The sequence below is a fragment of the Dermabacter jinjuensis genome (genome assembly GCF_902381725.1).
Lineage (GTDB): Bacteria > Actinomycetota > Actinomycetes > Actinomycetales > Dermabacteraceae > Dermabacter > Dermabacter hominis.
The window spans coordinates 587,979-608,317 of record NZ_LR698963.1 but is presented as its reverse complement, the minus strand read 5'-3'; the positions used below and the strand labels follow the sequence as shown (position 1 = coordinate 608,317).

Here is a 20,339-nt window from a genome sequence, read left to right as displayed (position 1 = left end):
TTCAGCCGCCGAGCTCGAACGCGAAGCGCTCGAGCGGAGTGTGGCCCGCCTCGGTGACCGAGGTGGCGCGGTCATTCGTGCCATCGCGCTTATCGAACGCTTCGGCAAGGGGAAGCGCCGTGCTGCGCGCCGCTTCAATGAACTCCTCGACGGTTGTGTCTTCGCCGTTGAGGCCCTTGATCGCCATCGCGCCGTACCCGGCGCGCGTAAGCTCGCTCGCCACCACGATCAGCTGCTTGAGCGCCGCAAGGTACATGCTCGGGGCGAGGCCCTCGTGGCGTACGTTCGGCAAGTGGCGCACGAAGAGCATCGCCGCCATGCGCACATTGCCCGTCGCGAGAAGGAACAGCATGTGGTCGATCTGGTGGCTGAGATGCATCGGTGAGGACATGATCAGCGGGTAGGAAAACTCCGCGAGTGCCGCGGCCTCGGGAAGCCTCCCGGCGCGCGCGAACGCGAACAACGCCTCCGAGGCGATCGACTGGGGCTCTTCCGCGCACTCGTAGCCCCGGTCGAGGATTTCGTCCACGAGGCGAAGCGCTGCCTCCGGCTCGTCGATCTGCCACAAAATCGTGGCTTCCTGCGCCCTCGCGCACGCGTCGCAATTGGAGTATTCGTCGGGAGGGCACGCCTTGATGCGAGTGAGAACCTCGCGGGCTTCGTCGACATTGCCCGTCTCGAGCGCGAAAGAGAGTTCAGCCCACAGGATTCCGGCTTCCCCGGCTCCTTCGCGTTGATAGGCGGCGCGCATCATGTCGAGCGCGGAACGCACCTGGGAAAGCGAGTACTGGGGGTAGCTCAGAAGCATGACCGTGAGCCACTTGTACCACCACAGGAGGTCGACGTCCGGCTGAGTCTCGAGAGGACGCACGGGGTAGCGAGAGGGATCGGAATCGTGCATGTGCGCGCACCACAGGAACAGCGTGAGCTGCTCCGTGGCCTCGGCTGCCTGGAAGGCGAAACCTACGAGCCGCATGCGGATCTCGTAGAGGGCTCGCTTATCGCCTCGCTCCTCTGCGAGTCGCTCGGCGCGCTTGCCGATCTCCCACCGCTCCCGCGGCGGCATCGGCGCAGGGGAGTCGAAGCGGCGCGCGAGGCTTTCGACGGTCTCTGTTTCGCTCATCGCGACTCCGGGGTGCCCTTCCACCACGTGTCGGTGATGGTCACGGGCGTTGTGCGCTTGTGTCGCGACGAGAGATAGCGGCGCTCAATGTTCTCTGCGGAGGGCGCGGGGATGTCTCGGCCTTCGAGGTAGTCGTCGATGTCGTCGTAGCTCACGCCGAGCTCGTCCTCGTCCGTGCGCCCGGGGTTGCCATCGAGCAGGTCGGCGGTCGGCACCTTGGTCCAGAGCGGATCCGGTGCGCCCAGATGTTCGAGAAGCGAGCGGATCTGGCGCTTGTTGAGCCCGTAGAGAGGGAGGATGTCCGCGCCACCGTCGCCAAACTTCGTAAAGAACCCGACCGTGGACTCGGCGGCGTGATCCGTGCCGATCACGAGGAGCCCTTCGTCACCGCCGATCGCGTACTGAGCGACCATGCGCAGGCGCGCCTTGATGTTGCCCGCGTTGAAATCGCTTGTCTCATGCCCCGCCGCAGACGCAAACTCGTGGCGAAGTGCATCCGCAGCGCCCTTGATGTTGATGGTCATCTCGCGGTCCGCGCCGATCCACGCCATTGCCGCGGCCGCATCGGCCTCATCGTGCTGCACCCCGTGTGGAAGGCGCACCGCGACGAAATGAGCGTCGCCGCCCTCGGCACGCACCTTCTGAACCGCGAGCTGAGCGAGGCGGCCCGCGAGAGTCGAATCGACGCCGCCGCTAATGCCGAGCACAAAGCCGTTCGCGCCGGTCGAACGCAGGTACTCGGTCAGGAAAGCGACGCGGCGCTCGACCTCTGCCGCAGGGTCGATCTGGGGCTTCACGCCCATCTCGTTGATAATCGATGCTTGGAGTTCACGCATGGTCCCAGCCTAACTTTCGGTGCCTTCGCCCGGTTCGAGAAAATCCTCGATCGAGAGATCGCGCCGCATGAGATTCGTGGAAAGCGCGAGCATGTCGGAAAGGGACTCGTTGAGGATCGCGCGATCCGCGGGCCGCAGCGGGTTGTGCCCCGCGAGCATCGCCTGCACGTAGATGAGCCGCACCGTTCGCGAGGCCACCACCTGATCCTCGCTCTCGATGCCCGCGAGCATTTTCACGAGGGGGCTATTCCAGTTGAGAACGAGTGTGGCAAGGGTGGGCAGGCTCGAGTCTGGGCCTTCCGGCGCACGCTCCGTTTCCGGTGAGGAGGCCGTGACCTCACGCATGAGGTCGCCCCAGAAGCCGCTCGTCGATTCCTCAAGGCGGCGCAGCTCCATGCTCCTCAAAACATCGGGATCAACGACGTAGAGGGCCGGGACATCCTCGGGAGTAAATGCGCGCACCTGGACGTCGCAATCGAGCCCAAACAGCGCGGTTTCGGCGAATGCGCGCACGCGTTCGGCGGCCTCTTTGTCTGGACCGAACACCGCCCCGAACTGCGCAATCACATCGCCAAGGGTGATGGGCGCGGCGCTCGCGGACGCAATAGTCTCGCCGAGCATCCGCATGAGGTCTTTTTCGTACACGTAGCCGGCATTGACGACGACCTGGTCGCTCGGGACTACGCCCGCGAGCTGGCGGAATTCCTCCGTTGTTTCGGCGTAGCGCACACGCGGGTTCGCCTCGACGATCTCGCTCACGAGCATGCGCCCCTGGTTCGTCTCGAACGTGAAATGAGGCAGCACGATCCGCGCGAGCTCCACATCGTGAACGGCGAGGGAGCGCAGGGCCAAGTCGTGAATGGCAAGGAAACGCTGGAGGCCGCGCGGATCGCTCTCAGCAAGCGAGAGGATCCAGGACCGCAAGGTCGAGGCAATCGCGCGCTTCGTGACCGCGAGCGCCTCATCGTTGACGAAACCTTCGCGCGAGGCGGTGGGGGTGAGCCCCGTGGAATCGAGAACGACTCGCACGAAAAATGCCCATTCGGGCAGGAGATCGGGGAGGGCTTCGGAGACGAGAAGCCCGCCCATGTAGGCGCGCGTGGCCTGCCGCGCGCCTGGAGAGGGGGAGGCCGGAAGAACGAAAGCGGTTCCTCGCGTGCCCGTTTCGGGAACGGAAATGTCGATTATGTCGAGGGGTTGTGCACCGAGAAGTTCAGTTCCGTACTCGGCGAGGTGCTCGAGATCCCGCTCGAGGGCCCAAGCGTGAAGGTCATCTTCGCTGCCCTCCACGGGAGCATCTGCCGCCGAGGGGAGCACCCCGGGGGAGAGGTGACGGGTAAAAAACGGGGTGCGGTTGACGAAACGCTCGGTTCCACGCGGCCCGCAGACCTCGAGCGTCACGGGGAGGAACTCCGCGAACGTGGTCGCGAGCTCCCACACGCGAACGTATGACGTGAGCTCGCGAGCATCCGGCCGGGGGGTGAGCCGCACGCTCGTGCCGACTGCAACGTGAGAGCCGGCCGAACCCTCGAGAGATTCGAGCGTGAACGTGCCGTCGCTGCGGCCCACCCAACGGCTCGCCTCCCCACCGGAGGCGGGGCGGGTCTCGACCACGATTTCATCGCTCACCATGAAGCAGCTCAGCAGCCCGATGCCGAACTGCCCCAGCCGATCCGTGCGAGGCAAGTCGAAAATGTCCCGCTTGCTCGATTGGCCGACGGTCGAGAGGAGCTCCGCCATTTCCTCGCGGTGCATGCCCGCGCCGTTATCGGTGACAACGAGCTCGCCAGATTCGGGGCCCACGGGCGTCACCTGGATGAGGGCATCATCGAGGGTCAGCGTGCCCGCCTCGATGCGCGTCATGATCGCATCGCGAGCGTTCTGAATGAGCTCGCGCAGGAACACGCGCGGATTCGAGTAGATGTGCGTGCTCAGAAGCTCGACGACCGCGTGAAGGTTGACCTGAAACGGATGGGAGGGAAGCGTCATGCCTCGATCCTACGGAAACAGGTGAGCCTTGGCAGTCGTCGGACCCTCGATTGTGGATAACTCGCGCCCGGTGCCCGTCAGGCCTTCTCCCCGGGTGCCGAACCCTCACCGCTCTCGGGCGTTTCGGATTCGGCCGCCTCGCCAGCGTCCTGCTGCTCTTCAGCAACCGCGGACTCCTCGGTGTCCTCCGTGTCCTCGGCGCCCTCAGCATCACCGGGCTGCGGAGCATCCTCCGTATCCGAAGAACCGTCGGACTCCTCAGCGCCTTCTGCACCCTCTCCAGTCGACGCTTCGTCCTGAGCCGCGTTCTCGACACGGTCGTGAAGCTTCTTCTTGATTTTCTCCACCCGGCGCTTCGCACGGATACCGAACAAGAGCATCACGAAGGCGACCGCCGAATAGGCAACCATGATCCAAATGAGGTGGGCGAAGTTGATCGAGCCGCCCGCGATCGCGACCCTCAGTGCGTTCACGACCGACGTGAAGGGCAAGTACGGGCTGATGATCTGGAAGAACTTCGGAGTCGTCTCAATCGGGTACGTAGCACCCGCCGACGCGAGCTGAAGCACCGTGAAGATGAGCGACATGAAGCGCCCCACGGGGCCAAAGCACGCGACGAGTGCCTGGTTGAGAGCCATGAACGTGAGCGAGGCGATGAACGAAATAAGGAACGCCTGGCCAAGACGCATCATGTCGATCCCCACGAGGAAGTGCACGGTCGAAACCATGAGCACCGACTGAAGCACGCTCACCAAGGCACCCGGAAGGTAGCTCGCGAGGGCGACCATTGCGGCAGGCATGTTGCTGCCCACGCGGCGACCGCTCAGGGCCGGGAACACCAGGAAGAACGCGAGCGCGCCGATCCATAGCGAAAGCGTCATGAAGTACGGGCCAAGGCCGTAGCCGTAGCTTTCAACCTCGTGCAGGCGGTGCTTCGACAGGTCTACCTGCTGAGAGGCAACGCTCGCGAGATGATCCTTCTCAGACGTGGAGTAATTCGGTACTTGCTCGACACCATCGGCAAGGCCGTCGTGGAGCTCATTCGCGCCGTCCTTGAGTTTGCCGAGGCCGCCGCCGAGTTCGGTCGCGCCGTCATTGAGTTTGCCGAGGCCATCGTTGAGCTTCACGGCGCCGTCATTGAGTTTTATGGAGCCGTCGTGGAGCTTCACGGCGCCATCGTTGAGCTTGCCGATGCCGCCATCGAGCTTTATGGCGCCGTCCTGAAGCTTGCCTGCGCCGGTTGTGAGGTCACTCGAGCCCGTCGCGAGGCGCTGTGCGCCGTCGTTGAGTTTTCCGCTCGCGGCGTCGAGCTTCGAGGCGCCGTCGGCGAGGGTCGAAGCGCCCGCGTACGCCGTGCCCGTTCCGTCCTTGAGTTGGCTCGTGCCATCCGCCAAACGACCCGTGCCGTTTGTCAGGTCGCCGGCACCATTCGAGAGCTTCCCGAGGCCGTCATCGAGCGTGTTTGCGCCGGTCGCGAGCTGGTTGATGCCATCCACGAGCTCGGTCGATTTCGCGTCGAGCTCGCCTACTCCGTCGTCGAGTCTCTTGAATTTGTCGGCGACTTCTCGGGACTTCTCAGCCGCGTGGTCGAAGAGTGCGGGAAGTTCGTTGACCTTGTTATCGAGTGCGTGCGCGGCAACGTCGAGGGGAACGATGATCTTGAGGTCGAGGTCGCTCACGCCAGCGTTGATCTTGCGAGAGCGTTCCGCAATCTGATCGGCGCCGCTCTTGAGACCATCGATCGCGAGCTTTTGCTGCTCGGGATCCATCTCGTCCCAGTGTTCTTGAATGTCCGCGAGCGATTCCGTGTAGTCTTCGGTGCCCTCGACGTCTTCGACCGTGAGTTTCTTGAGTTCGACGGCCTCGTCGTGCGCGCCGCGAGTCTTGTCCTTGACCTTGTGCAGGTCATCAACGATCGCGGGCCCACGATCGCTCAGGTCCTCCATGCGTTCGGCGATGAGCTCGGAGCCATCGGCGAGGGCCGCCGAGCCCTTCTTGAGCTCCGCGACCGCTCCGGGGAGGATCGAAGTCTTTGAGTTCAGTTCGTTCAAGCCCTCGGCAAGTTTCGCGGAGCCATCCTGGGCGTCCGTGAGGCCGTCACGCAGGCGAATCGCGCCGTTGTTGACCTGCGAGGCACCGTCGGAAAGTTGACCCGCGGCCGAATCCAGCCGGCCCACGCCGTTCGCGAGATCGCCTGCGCCAACCGCGGCGCGCCCCGTCGCATCCTTGAGCTGAGTTGTGCCATTCGCGAGGGTGTTCGCGCCGTTCGCGAGGGTGACGGTGCCGTCCTTGAGGTCGCCGAGACCCACGACGAGCTTGCCGGAGCCGTCTTTCGCGGTCGTGGTGCCGTCGGCAAGCTGGGCAGTGCCGTCCTTCGCTGCAGCCGTTCCGTCCACGAGCTGACCGGAACCATCCTTCGCGTTCGCGGTGCCGTCGGCGAGCTTGTCGGCGCCGTCTTTTGCGTCAGAAGAGCCGTCGGCGAGCTGCCCGGCGCCGTCCTCGGCATCCGAGAGCGAGTCGTGCATATCGTTGAAGCCCGCGTAGATGTTGTGGAGGTACTCGTCGCTCACCTTTTCGTTGAGCGAATCCGTGACCTTCGTGAGGATGCTCTGGGCGAGGTTGCCCGAGATCATATTTTTCGCGTCGTTGGTCGTGATTGAGAGTTCGGCTTTCGCGGCCGTCGAGGGGTCGTCGTTTCCAACAGAGGCGACGTTGGTGCTGAAGTTCTCGGGGATTCTCAAGACCGCGTAGATCTCGCCGTCCTGGAGCGCCTTGTTGGCGCGCGACTCGGACATTTCCGTCCAGTCGAGGTTGTTGTTCGAGGTCGAATCGAGGAGTTCATCGGTCAGCTCGTCGCCGAGGTCGAGGTCGGGGTCGGTGTTGCCCTTGTCGAGGTTGACGACGGCGGCGGGCACCTGGTGGAGCCTGTTGATGGGGTCGACGTTAGACCACGTGAGAAGTGCCGCGTAAACGAGCGGAACGAGCGAAACGCCGATCACGAGGATCATGACGCGAATGATGGAAAGGCTGTTTCCGGAACTGCGGAGGCGTCGCGCGATGGAATTGGCCTTGGCCGTGCGCATGGCCTTCAGATTGTTCTGTGACATAAAACGTTCTCCTTAGGCGGCCTTGTGGCCAGTCGCGGCCGCGAGGAAGTCGGTTGTCGTTTCGACCATCGCTGAGACCGGGAGGTCGTCGCGGAGGTCCTTGGTGGCTTGCGAAATGAGACCCGCCGAGAGGAACTCGGCGTAGCGCGCGGCGCGGGGACCGGTGAGACGGGTCAGTGCGTCGCGGAGCGTGCCGATGCCTAGCATGCGCCCTGCAAGGAAGCGCGTGAGTTCGCTTTCGGCGGCGCGCCCGCTCGGGCCGTCGAGAACCGCGAGGTAAAACGTGCGGTTCTCGCTCAGGTGCGTGAAGAGCGCCGTAAAGCTTTCGGCTGCGAAGCGGGTCCAGTTTTCGGGGTGGTCGGGGTTGTCCGACGCCTGCTGGGGGAGCGTCGCGAAGGCCTCTTCGAGGCGAGCCATAGCCGCGGCGTGCATGAGCGTGGGAATGTCCCCGAAGTGCTGGTAGAAGGTGGGGCGGCTCGCGCCGGCGCGTCGAACAAGTTCGGAGACGCTCGGGGGCTGCGGGTTTTCGTCGAGGGCGTCGACCATGACGCGGACGAGCGATTCGCGCGATTTTTGAGCACGCGGATCGGTCGGCGTCTCCTCGACGTGATGGCTGAGGGCACGCCGTGCGGCATACAGGACAGACATGGGGCCTCGACTCTGCTCTTTCTTACAGGTGTCAGTCTTTTCGACCGGGTCAAACATAAAGCACTGATTTACAGATGTAAAGAGCGCTGGCTTACGTTTGTAAGAAATGTGTCATACCTCGCGTTAGGTAGTTCCTAGCCTTTATCGGTGCAGAACACTGTTACTTTATTGTCATCCCCTCAATGCTGAACCTTTCCCCCTAGGACCCCCGTGCCCAGATCCAGCAAGAAAGAGTACGCCCTTAAGGTGGCGTACCACCTCGTCACCGAGACCGGTTGCGTTGACGGCCTTACCTTCGATTCGCTCGCGGCAGCCACAGGTATGTCGAAGTCGGGCCTCATCTATCACTTCCCTTCTCGTCACGATCTCCTCGTCGATCTTCACCACTACGCCGCGAAACTGTGGGAGCGTGAGGTCACCCGCGTGAGCGGCGGGAAGGCCCCCGAAGACCTCACGCCGGCCGAACGCGAGCGTGCCCTTGTAGTCGCCCTCGAGCGCGAAGAGCCCCTCGTAGAAATTCTTCTCAATATCCAGGCGCTGAGCCACCGTGACCATGAGCGGGCTTGGGACGAGATTGATGAACGCTGGCTTCTCAACCCGAGTGAGGATGTCGAGAGCGACGACGACTTAGAGCGACTTGAGGATCACGTTCTCAGTGCTGGGCTTTGGGTGTATAACCACCTCAGCGGGCGCCCGATTTCCGAAAGGAACAGGGCGAAGCTCGTCGCGCGACTGGTAGCGCGAGCCGAAGTGCGCGGGTTGCGCGCCTAAGCGGATTCGGGAACCGCCCTGATCGCGTTCGCGATCTGAGCGCTCAACTCGACGCGCTGCCCGCCACCTTCGATGCTCATGAGGCCCGTCGAATCCATTTCCTCGAGGATCGTGATTCGGGTGCCCGGGGCGAGCGTGCGCTTCGCGCAGTAGCGAAGGATGTCCGGGTTTTCGTCGGAGACGCGTGAAATAACTACGCTCTCGCCCCGTTCGCAGCGCGTGAGCGGAACGCCGGGGTCGGGCGCATCGTGAATATCGCACGGGATCGGATCGCCGTGGGGGTCGACTGCGGGGTGCCCGAGCATGTCGTCCATGCGCCCAATCAGTCGGTCGCTTGTCGCGTGCTCGAGCTTGTCTGCCTCCTCGTGAACCTCGTCCCACGCGAGGCCGAGGTGGTCGACGAGGAAGGTTTCGAGGATCCGGTGTCGCCGCACGACCTGACGCGCGATCGTCTCGCCCTCGGCGGTGAGGGCGATCGCGCCGTAGGGGTGGTAGTCGATAAGGCCGTCGGTCGCGAGGCGTTTGAGCTGCGCTGACACCGTCGAGAGCGAAACCCCGAGTGCGGAGGCGATCGCACTCGTTGCGGGGGTGTGCCCGTCGTCGGGCCACTCGCTCGCCTTCCAGATGACGGCGAGGTAGTCCTCGGTGACCCTGGTTGGTTCGGGCGTGGCGTTCATGCGGGGTGAGCCTCTCGTGGGCGGGCGGCGAAGGGCCCTACGGCCCGTGTCAAGAATCGCCCGCGCGCTATTCTCCGTCAAATTGTTTGGACGTCCTCACTTTCGTTTTCCTCTAGACACACCGCATGTCGAGGCGAAAGTGTTGACAGACGTGGACATCATCGCACTCCTGCTCGTGGGCGTCGGGCTTGCCGCCGATGCCTTCGCCGCCGCTCTCACGCAGGGTGTGCACATGCGCCAGTTGTCCTACCGCGTGGCGCTCCTCATCGCCGTCGTGTTCGGGGCGTTTCAGGGCCTCATGCCCGTGCTCGGGTGGGCACTCGCATCCCAGTTCTCCCAGGTGCTCGCCCCCATCGACCACTGGATCGCCTTCGCGCTGCTCGCGCTCATCGGCGCGCACATGATCCGTGAGGCTTTCGTGGTCGAGGAGGAAGACGCTAGCGGCGAGCAAGCGGCGATCAACCTCAAAACACTTCTTCTTCTGGGCATCGGCACGAGCGTCGACGCCGCCGCGATCGGCGTGTCCTTCGCGATGCTCGCCGTCAACATCGTTGAGGCGGCTGCGATCATCGCCCTCGTCACCTTCGCCCTGTCGTTCGTTGCGGTCATCATTGGTCATCGTGTCGGGGCCCGATTCCGAACTCCCGCCGCGGTAGCGGGCGGCCTTGTCCTCATCGCTCTGGGCGCCAAGATCTTGATCGAACACCTCACAACGTGAGTTGATGCGGGCGATGATGCGCGCGCCTCGCGAATGGTTTTATCCTGAGGCACGTGCCTTCTCCCCGCGTCTCTCGTCATCGCCGGACATTTCTGCACGCGATTCCCGCCGAGGCGAGGGTTCATGTCGGCTCGAGCGCCCGGACCTTTGTGACCCTCGGCGAGGCGCGAGGCGAGTTCGTCCCCGCGGTGCGCATCTCCTTTTCGGTTGCGGTCCCCCTCGTGATTCTCCTTTTCTTGGGACGCCTTGATCTTTCACTCTTTGCGTCATTTGGCACCTTCAGCTCGCTTTATGGCCGATTCGTTCCCACGCGCGAGCGCGTGCGGCAACAGGCCATTGCGGGAGGCGCCCTGGTAGCGTGCGAGGTTTTCGCGACCGCTGCGCGCCACGCGGAGATGCTGGTTCCGACGTTTCCTGGGGCCTGGATCGTCGTCATCGTCGGCACGATGGTGGCGGCCCTGACGTCGGGCCTCGTGCCTCGCTTTTCGCTGAGGCCGCGGGGCGTGCTCTTCTTCGTTTTTGCGGCGACGGCTATCGCGACGAGCCCGCACGTGTTCCCGCTGTGGATACCGCTTGTATTCGGCGGCGGAAGCGTGCTGATTTCCTTAGCGTTCAGCGTGCTCTTTCACGTGCTCGGCGAGGCCAACACGGGCCGCCCGGTGCCGGTGCCGGAGCGCGTGAGCGTTGCCGATTACGCACAGGATGCGGGCCGCTTCGCGAGCGCGGCATTGATTGCGGGGTCGATCTCAACGGCGCTCATGATTCCTTCGCCATATTGGGCGCAAGTGGCGGCCGTGGCTCCTCTTTCAGAAACCCGCCGCGTGGGGCAGGTCAACCGTGCCCTTCACCGCGTTGTGGGGACCGTCCTTGGCGTCGCCATCGCGGCGTTCCTCATGTCGTTTCCGAGTCAGCCGTGGCAGACAGTCGTGTGGATCGTCGCGATGCAGTTCCTCGCGGAGATGTTCGTGACGCGCAATTATTCATTTGGGCTCGTATTCGTCACGCCGCTCGCCTTGCTCATGGTGCATCTTGCGAACCCCGCGAGGCATTACGAGATGCTCGTTCCCCGCATCGTCGAAACATCGATTGGTGCGGGCGTCGGCATTGTCGTCGTCATCGTCGGGCTCATCGTCGAGCGCTGGTGGATGTCGCGTAAAGGAGCGTAGTTCCCTTCTCCTTGTCGCGAATGGCTCTAAGGCAGGCGTCGGCCACTCTTCCCGGGCGGGCTACTGCGCTGCGCGCTGGAGCCGGTATTCGAGGTGTGCGCGCACGGTGGGCCACTCGTGGTCGAGGATCGAGTACAGCGCCGTGTCGCGTGTGGTGCCGTTTTTGAGAACTCGGTGGCGCCGCATGACCCCTTCAAAGGTGGCGCCGAGTTTTTCGATCGCCGCGCGTGAGTGCCTGTTGAAGGTGTGGGTGCGCAGCTCAACGCGCTGAAGCTTCTCGACCTCGAAGAGATACCGGAGAAGAAGGAACTTCGCTTCCGGATTCACCGCGGTGCCCTGCACGCTCTGCGCGTACCAGGTTGCGCCGATCTCGGCGACCCGGTTCGCCCGGTCGATGTTGATGACGTTCGTCATCCCGGCAATGTAGCCGGAATCCTCGTCGACTTTACGGATCACGGTATAGGGGAGCATCGAGCCTGCTTCGCACAGGTCGAGACGCCTCTCGATGTCCTGGCGCATTTCTGCGGGCTTTGCGATGTTTGCGTACCAGAGCTTCCATAGTTCGCCGTCGTTCACCGCGTCCTTGAGTCCCTCGAGATGGTCGAGTGAGAGCGGTTCGAGGACGACGAAGTCGCCGGCGAGGCGAAGGGGTGAAGTGGGCATGCGGAGCATCCTACGCCGCGCGTTCTTCGAGCCCTTTGAGGAGAGTTGTCGCGTTGCGCTTCCATTCCTCGCTCACGGTGAGGCTTCCGTCTTTCAGGTCAGCGCCGTAGCTCGTGTAGCCGAGCAGTGGCTCCACGAGGTCCATCCGGAGCGATGCGGCGACGGGGGTGAGCGCGCGTGCCGCATCGAGCCCGCCGTTGGAGTAGCCCCACGCAATGATGCCGAGTGGCTTGCCTTCCCATTCCGCCGCGAGGTAGTCGATCGCGTTCTCGAGTGGCGCCGAGAACGAGCCGTTGTACTGGGGCGTTGCCCAGACGATCGCGTCAGCACGCGCGACGGTGGCCGCCCACGCACGCGTGTGCGGGCGCTCGTAGTTCCCGGATCGGGGGTGGTCGAGCTCGTCGAGGAAGGGCAGGTTAACGTCCTTGAGATCCGCGAACTCGACGTCGAAGGTCGTGGTCTCCTTCGCAAGGCTTTCGAGTGCGCGTGACACGAGGATCCCCGAGCGCGATGGACGCGTAGTTCCGTGAATTATCAATAACGTGGGCATGTGTCGAGGTTACGCCTCAACCTCTCAATTCGGCCCGTGCTAAGTCACGCATGACACAGTGAGAACATGAAGAACTACACCGCAGAGCACGTTTTCGCCCTCGGGTATCGCGCTGCCGCTGACGCCCTGACGGCAGCTCTCGCCTCGGGCTTCGATCCGGCAGGCGACCCTGAACGCACCTTCACGAGTGTCGGGACCGGCGAATTCCTCACGATGCCCTCAAGGGTCGGTGACGATGCCGGCATCAAAATACTGACCCTTGCGCCGCACAACCCGGACAAGTCTCTCCCGTTCATCCAGGGCACGTATCTGCTGTGCGACGCGCAGACGCTGACGCCGCGCTCGCTCGTCGACGGGATCGCCCTCACCGCGCTTCGCACGCCCGCGGTGGCCATCGCCGCGGCACGCCCGGCATTACGCGCGATCGCCGCGCACGTCACGCTCAGGCCGAACGTCGTCGCCTTCGGCGCGGGAGTTCAGGGGGAGGGGCTCGTGCGGGCGCTCGCCGATGAGTGCGGCAGCGGGGGCGTGGGCTTCGACGCTCTCGGGTCTGTCACCTACGCCGTGCGCAGCCCGGAAAACGTGAGTGAAAGCGCGCTCGCGGTGGGCGCGGGCGGGAGTGCAGGCGACGTTGGAACGGTGAAGGCAGGTTCCGACGCCTGCCGCGCTGCCGTCGAGGCCGCCGACGTGATCGTGTGCGCGAGCGCGGCAAAGGAGGCGGTGTTTGACGATGCGTGGGTGCAGCCGCACGCGGCCGTGCTCGCCGTCGGCGCCCATACACCGCAGACCCGCGAGGTTCCCGCCGAGACGATGGGACGTGCCCGCGTGATCGTCGAGGATCAGGCGGTCGCCTTGCGCGAGAACGGGGATGTCGTGCGCGCGATCGCCGACGGATCCCTCACCGAAGGCGCGCCCATAAGCATGAAGTCGCTTCTCGGAGATGAGGCCGCCGCGAAGGTTGAGACGAACGCTCCGAGTGCCCCCACGGTCGTGACGACCGTGGGTATGAGCTGGCAGGATCTCGTCGTGGCCGCCGCGGTAGCCCGACACGCGGAAGGGAACGCAGGCTTCAGGAAGAGTTGCGAGGATTGAGGCATGAGTGAAACCACCGCACAGCTGAGCGTTATTGAGCGCAGCAAGCGCATCGCCAGGCGGGCTGCACTCGCGACGACTGCCGGTATTGCCGCATCTCAAGCAGTCGCCGTGGGCACCCTCCTCGCCATGGACGCCTACACAAAACGCGGGCGCAAGAAGCGCCGTGCGCCCAAGCCCGGGACGTTCGATTCGAGTGTTGAGAAGTCCGACATCAGGATCTTCACGAGCGGCGAGGAACTTTACGATTCGATGATCGAGTCGATCGACAATGCCGAGCACACGGTTATGCTCGCGACCTTCATCTGGAAGGGAGACCGCGTAGGCCAGCGCTTCATGGACGCCGTGAACAACGCGGCTGCGCGCGGAGTCGATGTGTTCCTCATTTGGGACGTCTTCGCGAATCTCGTGGTTCCTCGCCAGTTCTTCGAGCAACTTGATGAGCGCATCAACGTTCACCGCATGTACCCCATTTCGGGGTCGTTTTGGCGTGCTCCGGTTCGCTCGACCGGCCTGCTCCACTCCAAGGTCCTCGTCGTCGACGACGAGGTGGGGTACGTGGGCGGCTTCAACATCGGCGATGCCTACGAGAGTGAATGGCGCGACACCCACGTGCGCGAGGTGGGGCCCGCCGTGTGGGAGCTGCGCCAGGCGTTCGTCAACGTGTGGAACGAGGATCGTCGCGCCGATGAACGCATTGACTGGATCGCGCCAAACGCATGGAATACGCGCGTCGAGGTCCACCCCAACCTCCCGCTCCAGGCCGTCTACCCGATTCGCCGCATGTACCTCGCGGCCATCGAGCGCGCCCAGAAGAACATCTGGCTCTCGACCCCGTACTTCGTTCCCGACGGTAAGCTCCTTGAGCCGCTTCGTGCCGCTGCCGCGCGCGGGGTCGATGTGCGTCTCATGCTCCCCGAACAGTCCAACCACGTCGTCGTCGACTGGGTCGCGCGGGGTTTCTACCAGGATCTACTCGACGCTGGCGTGCGCATCTTCCTCTACACGCCCGCGATGAACCACTCGAAGATCGCGACGATCGACGGGATGTGGGCAACCGTCGGAACCGCCAACCTTGACCGGCTCTCACTTGCGCTTAACTACGAAACCAACCTCGAGGTTGCCGATCCGGCATTCGCCGAGGCTCTCGAGAAAGTGTTTGAGGCCGACTTCAAGGATTGCTTCGAGGTGGATCCCGAGAAGTGGAAGGCGCGCGCAGGAATCGAGAAAGTTACCGAGAAGCTGCTCGTTCCGCTGCGCCCCATAATGTAACGCGGCTCGTTCACCTGTAGGCCACCGTCGCGTCAACCGCCCGTGGAATTGCCACCTTAGCCTGGCCCGATCACGCGCGGTCGACATGCGTGAACACGCCCCACGAAAAAGGAGTTTCCCGTGAAGTACACGCACCGAGTGCAGGTCTCGGCGCCCTTCGATGTTGCCCTTGAGGCGGTTCGCCACGCCCTCGCCGAGGAAGGCTTCGGGGTGGTGTACGAACTGAACATGCAGGGCACCCTCTCCAACAAGATCGGCGCTGAAGCTGGCGCCGAGCTCGGCCCATATGTGATTCTCGGTGCGTGCATCCCGGCGCTCGCGAGGCGCGCTCTTAACGCCGATCCGTCGATGGGGGCGCTTTTGCCGTGCAACGTCGTCGTGCGCGCGGGGGAGAGCTACGAGCAGAGCATCGTTGAGTGCATCGACCCGACCGTCATGAGCGGGCTCAGCAGGGGCGAGGAGGTCCGCGCGATGACGGAGGATGCCGACCACGGCCTCCGTACCGTTCTCGCGAGCATCGACCATTTCGTCCCCGCGCAGGGTTCTGGAACCGGTGCCCCTGCTCTGGTCACGGAAGCGCCCGCCGTGCGCCCGCCGCAAGCATCGCATGCCGAAGGCGTCGAGGTCGCGGCGGTCGAGGGCTACCGACCCGTGATCGTTGGCCACCGCGGAGCAGCGCTCGTGACGACCGAGAACACGCTCGCGGGCTTCCGCCAGGCAAAGACGGACGGCGCTGGCGTCGTCGAATGCGACGTGCACCTGAGCGCCGACGGCACGCCGATCATCATGCACGACGAGACGATCGACCGCATGGCCGATCCAGCTTCTATTCCCGCAAAAGGCGCGATCAAGGACCTCACGAACGCCGAGCTCGCACAGGTGTCACTCCAGGGTGGCCACGGCGTTCCGCTCCTCACGGAGCTTCTCGCGATGGAGGACCTCGAACTCTATGTCGAGGTCAAGGTCGCGTCGGCCGCCACGGCTTCGGCGCAGCTCATCCACGATAAACGCCCGGGGCACGGCGAGCGCGACACGGTCATTTCGTTCGTCCCCGAGGCTCTCGCGGCTGTGCACGAGGTTGCCCCGCACGTGGGCCTCGGTCTCCTCGTGAATGCGGTCGAGGAGTCGACGTGGGACACGCTCGAGGAGCTCGGCTGCACGTGGCTGAGTTGCAGCGTGGACGGTCTCACCCCCGAGGCCGCGAAGGAAGCGCACGCGCGTGGCTACAAGATCAACGTGTGGACGGTGAACACGGAGGAGCAGCTCGCAAAGGCCGTCGAGCTCCGCCCCGAGTCGATCTCCACGGATGATCCCCGCTGGGCGATCGAACAGCTCGCGGCCCGCTAAAGCGTCGCGTCTCTCATCCTGAGACCGCGACTTCCCGAAAGATGGCCGCGGCGTGTAAGTTTTCAAGAGCGCCTTTACCACTCAGTATCGACAGAGGTGTACGAAGACGACTGCATACACTCACGACAAAGGATGATCGATGGCCACTTCACTTGATGCGACCCTTGACGCCGTTTTGCGCCGCAATCCCGGCGAAAGCGAATTCCACCAGGCGGTCAGGGAGGTGTTCGAATCGCTCGAACTGCTCCACGCTCGGCGCCCCGAATACGCCGAAGCCGCGATCCTCGAGCGCATCGCCGAACCGGAACGGCAGATCATCTTCCGCGTCCCCTGGGTTGACGATGAGGGCAAGGTGCGGGTCAACCGCGGCTTTCGCATCGAGTTCAACTCGGCACTGGGCCCCTACAAAGGGGGATTGCGCTTCCACCGCAGCGTCAACCTCGGCATCGTGAAGTTTCTTGGCTTCGAGCAGATCTTTAAGAACTCCCTCACCGGCCTCCCGATCGGCGGCGGCAAGGGCGGCTCCGATTTCGACCCGCACGGCAAGTCTGACGCCGAAATCATGCGCTTTTGCCAGTCGTTTATGACCGAACTCTTCCGCCACATCGGCCCCGATACCGACGTCCCCGCGGGCGACATCGGCGTGGGCGGCCGCGAGATCGGCTACCTCTTTGGCCAGTACAAGCGGCTTGCGAACCGCTTCGATGCCGGCACCCTCACCGGCAAGGGCCTCAACTGGGGTGGCTCGCTCGTGCGCACGGAGGCGACCGGCTACGGCGCCGCGATCTTCGCGAACGAGATGCTCAAGGCGAAAGGTCTCGACTTCGAAGGTCGCCGCGTGCTCGTGTCCGGCTCCGGCAACGTCGCGCTCTATGCCATTGAGAAGGCCCAGCAGCTCGGCGGCGTGGCTATCACGGCGTCTGATTCGAGCGGCTACGTCGTCGACGAGGAGGGCATCGACCTCGACCTGCTCAAGCAGATCAAGGAGGTCGAGCGCGGCCGCATCCGCGAGTACGCCGAACGTCGTGGCGGCAAAGCGCGGTTCGTCGAAGGTGGCAACGTGTGGGACGTCCCCGGCGAGATCGCCATCCCCTCCGCCACCCAGAACGAGCTCGACGCCGCGAGCGCAAAGACGCTCCTCAAGAACGGCCTCATCGCGGTCTCCGAGGGCGCGAACATGCCCTCGACCCCTGAAGCCGTGGACCTTTTCCAGGAGGCCACCATTGCTTTCGGCCCTGGCAAGGCCGCCAATGCGGGAGGCGTGGCAACCTCGGCCCTCGAAATGCAGCAAAATGCCGCGCGGGACTCGTGGACGTTCGAGGACACCGAAAAGCGCCTCACCGACATCATGGTGAACATCCACGACACGTGCGCCGCGACAGCCGAAGAGTACGGACGCCCCGGTGACTACGTTGTGGGCGCCAACATTGCGGGCTTCGTGAAGGTTGCTGACGCGATGCTCGATTTTGGTGTGATCTAGGCGTGCAGTTCGCGGTGGCGCGATGAACGCCGTCGCCTTCGCGGCGGTGATCGGTGTGGGCATCGGCCTCGTGGTCGGTGCCCTCGGCGCGGGTGGAGGCATCCTTTCTGTCCCCGTGCTCGTGTTCGTGCTCGGCATGGCGCCCCACGACGCGACCGGTGCCTCGCTCGTCGTCGTGGGCCTCACCGCCATCGTCGCGCTCCGCCACCCCGCACAGCAGGGCAATGTCCGCTGGAGGGAGGGGCTCACCTTCGGCGCCGTTGCCATCGTCGGCGCCGCCCTCGCCTCGCGACTCTCCCTTTTCGTGCCCGAGCGAACCCTGATGCTCAGCTTCGGTGCACTCTTACTCATCGTCGCTATCGTCATGGCGCGCCGCGCCTACACGACGAGGCTCGAAGAGAACGTGAAAGAGAGGGGGCCGACGCTTGCTGGGCAACCGTCGGAACCCGAATCCCAACCGTCTCGGCTTGCCCTTGTGCTTGCCGCGAGCGCCACGGGGCTGCTCACGGGCTTTTTCGGCGTCGGTGGAGGGTTTCTTGCCGTGCCGATGCTCGTGATCGCGCTCGGTCTGCCGATGCGTGCGGCGTCGGGCACGAGCCTGCTCGTCATGATCATGACGTCCGCCGCGGCGCTGCTCGCGAGGATCGGAACCCCCACGCATATCGATTGGCCGTCGGTACTCATATTTGCGGCCGGAACGGTGCTCGGGGGGATGGCCGGTGGGCCCCTCTCGGCGAAGGCGCGGCCCTCGAGTCTCACGGCACTTTTCGCGGTGCTCCTCGCGGGCGTCGGGGTGCTGACGCTCGCGACTGCGTGAGCATTCGTATCCTTCACCACGTATGGATCACCTCGGGGACCTTTCCACTTTCCCCTCGGGACAACGGCGTTTACTGTGGGGGTGTTCCTGCGTTTGCGACACGCCTAGGAGGTCCCAGTGGTAGAGACCTACCCGATCCTCACCCTCGTTCCGCCGATCCTCGCGATTCTCCTCGTGATCGTGACGAAACGTGTGCTCATATCGCTCTTCGCAGGCGTCGTGGCCGGCGCGATACTGATCGCTGACTTTTCTCCGCTCGGCTCGCTTGGCGAGGTCGGTAAGGCTGCCCTCGGACTCGTGTGGGAAGACGGCGGGCTGAACTGGTACACGATCCTCATCATCGCCTTCCTGCTCGAACTCGGCACGATCACGTCTCTCGTCCTCATGGCCGGCGGGACGTCGGCGTTCTCGGACTGGGTGGAAAAGCGCGTGAAGACACGGCGCGGGGCCCAAATTCTCACTGGCCTTTTGAGCCTTTCGTTCTTTATCGACGACTACTTCAACGCTCTTTCGGTGGGGCAGATCGCACGGCCCATCTCGGATCGGCAACGCGTCTCGCGCGCCAAGCTCTCGTACCTGATCGATTCGGGCGCGGCCCCCGTCGTCGTGCTCATCCCGTTCTCGAGCTGGGGTGCCTCCCTCATCGGCATCATGGCCCCGATCCTCGCGGCCTCCGCACTGCAGATGAGCGAGGTCGAGGCCTTCGTGCGCGCCGCACTCATGAACTTTTACGCGGTTGCTGCGCTCGTATTTCTGTGGCTCGTGATCGCCTGGCAGCTCAATTTCGGGCCCATGCGTAAGGAAGAGGAGCGGGCCTTCGCCGGCGACGGCGTGCACGCCGATGAGAAGGATGCGCCCAGTCAGGCGACCGACAAGCTCCCGCGTCACGAACCGGGCGCGAAGCGCGCGCTGCTCGTTCCGTTCGTGCTGCTCATTCTCGGTGTCGTGGGCGGAATGTACGTCACCGGCGGCATCGAGGCCGGCGCGTGGGATCTCTTCTCGACGATGGCCAACGCCAACGTGGCGCTGTCCCTCAACGTCGGCGGCATCATCGGCCTCGTCGTCGCGTTCTACTACCTGTACCGCTACACCCTCTCCAACCCGGTCTTCTCCTCGACCGTGCGTTTCGGTGGCGCTTTCCAGGGTGCGAAGTCGATGCTTCCCGCGATTTCGATTCTTCTTCTCGCGTGGATGCTCGGCGCAGTCATCGGCGATCTCGGCACGGGCAGCTTCCTCGCCGACGTCGTCGCGAACGTGAACCTCCCGGCCCACTGGCTCGTCCCGATCCTGTTTGTGATGGCCGGTCTCATGGCGTTCGCGACCGGCTCCTCGTGGGGTGCCTTCGGCATTCTGCTGCCGCTCGCGGGCCAGCTCATGAATGCTTCTCCCGGAGGCAATGAGCTTCTGGTCGCGGCGTTCGGCGCGGTCATCGCCGGCAGTGTGTTCGGCGATCACTGCTCGCCGATTTCCGACACGACGATCCTGTCGAGCACGGGCGCCGGCTGCAAGGTGAGTACGCACGTGAACACCCAGCTTCCCTACGCGCTCGTCGCGGCCGGATCCTCGCTCGTGGGTTACGTCGTATTCGCCGCAACGGGGATGGCGCTCGCGGGCTTCGCCGTGATGCTTCTTGTGCTCGTCGCCGCGGCCCTCGTGCTGCGCTCGCGCAGCCGTGGTGAACGATCCGTGAACTCAGGTGTTGCCGCTGGCGCAGCCTGAAATTCACCGACGGGCAAGACTCTGTGAGGACTCGATTTCTAGCCTGAGCTCGGCACTGTTTGTCGAGTTCAGGATAGAAATCATGCCCCGAGCATCCCGGTCTCGACACCCGTCACCTCAACCAGGTAACGGCAACCGTGGAAACTGGCGACACTGCCTACGTCGACGGCAACGGCACCACGGAGACCATCACAAAATCCAGCTGGCAAACGCCCCTCTCCGCCTGCTGCCAACCCGCCAGCAGACACAGCACCGACAACATCATCATCGAAGCCCACCCAAAGAGCTGACGTCATTCAACCTTGAGGGGACTTAAGTCCGCTTCTCGCTCCTTTTACGTGGCAGTAAAGTTTCTCTGACTCCC

Annotated in this window: 18 protein-coding genes; 9 read left to right on the top strand and 9 right to left on the bottom strand. The window is 64.0% G+C overall.

Going from position 1 to position 20,339, the window contains the following annotated elements:
• Position 1 precedes the first annotated feature (1 nt).
• From FXY94_RS02780 to FXY94_RS02760, 5 genes are all read right to left on the bottom strand, one after another.
• Positions 2–1,123: a hypothetical protein gene (locus tag FXY94_RS02780; RefSeq protein ID WP_016663498.1), complete on the bottom strand. Its 1,122-nt coding sequence runs from the start codon at positions 1,121–1,123 to the stop codon at positions 2–4.
• Positions 1,120–1,959, bottom strand: a complete 840-nt coding sequence (nadE, locus tag FXY94_RS02775) for an ammonia-dependent NAD(+) synthetase (protein ID WP_016663497.1) — start codon at positions 1,957–1,959, stop codon at positions 1,120–1,122. The genes FXY94_RS02780 and nadE overlap by 4 nt, the downstream gene beginning before the upstream one ends.
• A gap of 9 nt (positions 1,960–1,968) precedes the next feature.
• Positions 1,969–3,948: an HSP90 family protein gene (locus tag FXY94_RS02770; RefSeq protein WP_016663496.1), complete on the bottom strand. Its 1,980-nt coding sequence runs from the start codon at positions 3,946–3,948 to the stop codon at positions 1,969–1,971.
• 77 nt (positions 3,949–4,025) lie between these two features.
• Complete coding sequence (locus tag FXY94_RS02765) at positions 4,026–7,055, bottom strand: YhgE/Pip domain-containing protein (protein WP_016663495.1); 3,030 nt, start codon at positions 7,053–7,055, stop codon at positions 4,026–4,028.
• A gap of 12 nt (positions 7,056–7,067) precedes the next feature.
• Positions 7,068–7,703, bottom strand: a complete 636-nt coding sequence (locus tag FXY94_RS02760; protein ID WP_034371258.1) for a TetR/AcrR family transcriptional regulator — start codon at positions 7,701–7,703, stop codon at positions 7,068–7,070.
• A 210-nt stretch (positions 7,704–7,913) separates the two neighbouring features.
• On the opposite strand from FXY94_RS02760, the gene FXY94_RS02755 reads away from it, so the two are divergent.
• Positions 7,914–8,474 (top strand): TetR/AcrR family transcriptional regulator, encoded by a 561-nt coding sequence (locus tag FXY94_RS02755; protein ID WP_016663493.1) that lies wholly within the window; start codon positions 7,914–7,916, stop codon positions 8,472–8,474.
• Here the strand turns inward: FXY94_RS02755 and FXY94_RS02750 are convergent.
• Positions 8,471–9,151 carry a metal-dependent transcriptional regulator gene (locus tag FXY94_RS02750; RefSeq protein WP_016663492.1) on the bottom strand — a complete coding sequence of 227 codons (681 nt, stop codon included), beginning with the start codon at positions 9,149–9,151 and terminating at the stop codon, positions 8,471–8,473. The two genes, FXY94_RS02755 and FXY94_RS02750, sit on opposite strands and share 4 nt — an antisense overlap.
• A 151-nt stretch (positions 9,152–9,302) precedes the next feature.
• Here FXY94_RS02750 and FXY94_RS02745 point away from each other — a divergent pair, with 151 nt between their 5' ends.
• Both FXY94_RS02745 and FXY94_RS02740 read left to right on the top strand, forming a co-directional pair.
• Positions 9,303–9,869 carry a manganese efflux pump MntP gene (locus FXY94_RS02745; RefSeq protein ID WP_040386395.1) on the top strand — a complete coding sequence of 189 codons (567 nt, stop codon included), beginning with the start codon at positions 9,303–9,305 and terminating at the stop codon, positions 9,867–9,869.
• Between the two features lie 53 nt (positions 9,870–9,922).
• Entirely contained in the window at positions 9,923–11,035 is a 1,113-nt protein-coding gene (locus tag FXY94_RS02740; RefSeq protein WP_143485199.1) for an FUSC family protein, read from the top strand.
• A gap of 60 nt (positions 11,036–11,095) precedes the next feature.
• Here FXY94_RS02740 and FXY94_RS02735 read toward each other — a convergent pair whose 3' ends face one another.
• Together FXY94_RS02735 and FXY94_RS02730 are read right to left on the bottom strand one after the other, a co-directional pair.
• Positions 11,096–11,698, bottom strand: coding sequence for a GNAT family N-acetyltransferase (locus FXY94_RS02735; protein WP_016663489.1), 603 nt, complete (start codon positions 11,696–11,698; stop codon positions 11,096–11,098).
• A 10-nt stretch (positions 11,699–11,708) separates the two neighbouring features.
• Positions 11,709–12,248 (bottom strand): NADPH-dependent FMN reductase, encoded by a 540-nt coding sequence (locus FXY94_RS02730; RefSeq protein WP_084813912.1) that lies wholly within the window; start codon positions 12,246–12,248, stop codon positions 11,709–11,711.
• A 66-nt stretch (positions 12,249–12,314) separates the two neighbouring features.
• On the opposite strand from FXY94_RS02730, the gene FXY94_RS02725 reads away from it, so the two are divergent.
• From FXY94_RS02725 to FXY94_RS02700, 6 genes are all read left to right on the top strand, one after another.
• The gene (locus FXY94_RS02725) at positions 12,315–13,340 is read left to right on the top strand and encodes an ornithine cyclodeaminase family protein (protein ID WP_016663487.1); all 1,026 of its coding nucleotides are present in this window, start codon (positions 12,315–12,317) and stop codon (positions 13,338–13,340) included.
• Between the two features lie 3 nt (positions 13,341–13,343).
• The gene (locus tag FXY94_RS02720; protein WP_016663486.1) at positions 13,344–14,612 is read left to right on the top strand and encodes a phospholipase D-like domain-containing protein; all 1,269 of its coding nucleotides are present in this window, start codon (positions 13,344–13,346) and stop codon (positions 14,610–14,612) included.
• A gap of 120 nt (positions 14,613–14,732) precedes the next feature.
• Positions 14,733–15,959, top strand: coding sequence for a glycerophosphodiester phosphodiesterase family protein (locus FXY94_RS02715; protein WP_016663485.1), 1,227 nt, complete (start codon positions 14,733–14,735; stop codon positions 15,957–15,959).
• A gap of 139 nt (positions 15,960–16,098) precedes the next feature.
• Positions 16,099–17,439, top strand: coding sequence for an NADP-specific glutamate dehydrogenase (gene gdhA / locus FXY94_RS02710; protein WP_016663484.1), 1,341 nt, complete (start codon positions 16,099–16,101; stop codon positions 17,437–17,439).
• A gap of 22 nt (positions 17,440–17,461) precedes the next feature.
• Positions 17,462–18,256, top strand: coding sequence for a sulfite exporter TauE/SafE family protein (locus FXY94_RS02705; protein ID WP_016663483.1), 795 nt, complete (start codon positions 17,462–17,464; stop codon positions 18,254–18,256).
• Between the two features lie 117 nt (positions 18,257–18,373).
• Positions 18,374–19,975, top strand: coding sequence for a Na+/H+ antiporter NhaC family protein (locus FXY94_RS02700; RefSeq protein ID WP_016663482.1), 1,602 nt, complete (start codon positions 18,374–18,376; stop codon positions 19,973–19,975).
• An 80-nt stretch (positions 19,976–20,055) separates the two neighbouring features.
• Here the strand turns inward: FXY94_RS02700 and FXY94_RS02695 are convergent, their stop codons facing one another.
• On the bottom strand, positions 20,056–20,271 hold the full coding sequence (locus FXY94_RS02695) for a hypothetical protein (protein ID WP_147594876.1): 216 nt from the start codon (positions 20,269–20,271) through the stop codon (positions 20,056–20,058).
• Positions 20,272–20,339: the final 68 nt, after the last annotated feature.